Source organism: Vibrio sp. Vb0888, assembly GCF_033338835.1.
Lineage (GTDB): Bacteria > Pseudomonadota > Gammaproteobacteria > Enterobacterales > Vibrionaceae > Vibrio > Vibrio alginolyticus.
Window position 1 is genome coordinate 1 of record NZ_JAWOTL010000356.1, and the last position, 1,015, is coordinate 1,015.

The 1,015-nt window shown below is 44.3% G+C and carries 1 protein-coding gene; it reads right to left on the minus strand.

The window, feature by feature from the left end:
- Positions 1 to 62: 62 nt before the first annotated feature.
- Complete coding sequence (locus R7P72_RS26220; protein WP_318111196.1) at positions 63 to 854, minus strand: outer membrane lipoprotein-sorting protein; 792 nt, start codon at positions 852 to 854, stop codon at positions 63 to 65.
- Between the last annotated feature and the right edge of the window lie 161 nt (positions 855 to 1,015).

A 1,015-nucleotide genomic window follows, 5' to 3' on the forward strand; every position in this document is an offset into this window, starting at 1 on the left:
ACCAACATCGCGAGTATTCCGCCAAGTTGGTTTACTCCTTTGCCCATATTCATACCACTCCCTTATTTAACTCGCTTGAGCACGTTTTTGTTGAAGTCGTTCTCTTCCAACCCTGTTTGAAAGCGCAAATCGCTAGTGTTCAATTCTGTACTTTTGCCAGTGTGGTGATTCGTCATTGCCATGGTATGTGCACGCCAATATTTATCGAGGTACTGCTTATAATTAGCGAAAGTTAGAGTTTTCAATAACGCGCCTTTTCGGTCGTAAAACTCGACTTTGAGAGGGCGATAATGCGCCTTGTCAAGCCATACTACCTGCTTGGTATAACCGGAGTTCTTGTCCGTTGGAATTTGCTCTAGAACGAATACGTCTTGCCCGTTAAACTTCTCATCCTTGAGGTGGTTAAAGCGGTATTTTTCGATTTCAAATGAACTCAAGTCTTCATACGCAAACTCGCTTCCCATAAACGGGCCCGACTTATTACGTGACGAAATTCGCTTTACTCGCTTTAAGGCAGGTAAATACAACCATTGGTCATCCGCACCAATGGTATGAGAATGGTTGAGAAAAGCCGTGCCCGTGACATCCCGAGGCTGGTCAAAAATGGTCAGCCCTTTGTCGCCATCCCCTTCAACTTCGAGAGATTTCAATCGCATAAGACGCGTACTGCTTTCACCTTGTGCGTTCTTTAAAATCATCTCCATGGTTGCGATAGAGTCGCCCCAACCTTCATCTCTTGCTTTTCGCTCCTGGGCAATTTCCAGCCCTTTTTCTTCATTCGCATAAGTGAATGGCGATGCAACTAGCGAAGCCGACAACATCAAAACTTGCAATACGTGGTTCATTTTTTTCATGGTTCAATTCCTTTTAATTCTGAGTTATGACTGAGTTGCAGTGATGGTGGACGACGCTTTCAAGCGCGCGTTATCAGACGGACTTTCTTGTAAGTACGCTTTTTTATCGAATAGCATTAGTAAGGTTGGGAGGAATAAGAAGTCCACAACCAAAGCGATGA

What these genes read in the sequence shown, in the direction of transcription:
- R7P72_RS26220 (WP_318111196.1), bottom strand. Translation starts at nt 854, where the DNA reads ATGAAAAAAATGAACCACGTATTGCAAGTTTTGATGTTGTCGGCTTCG.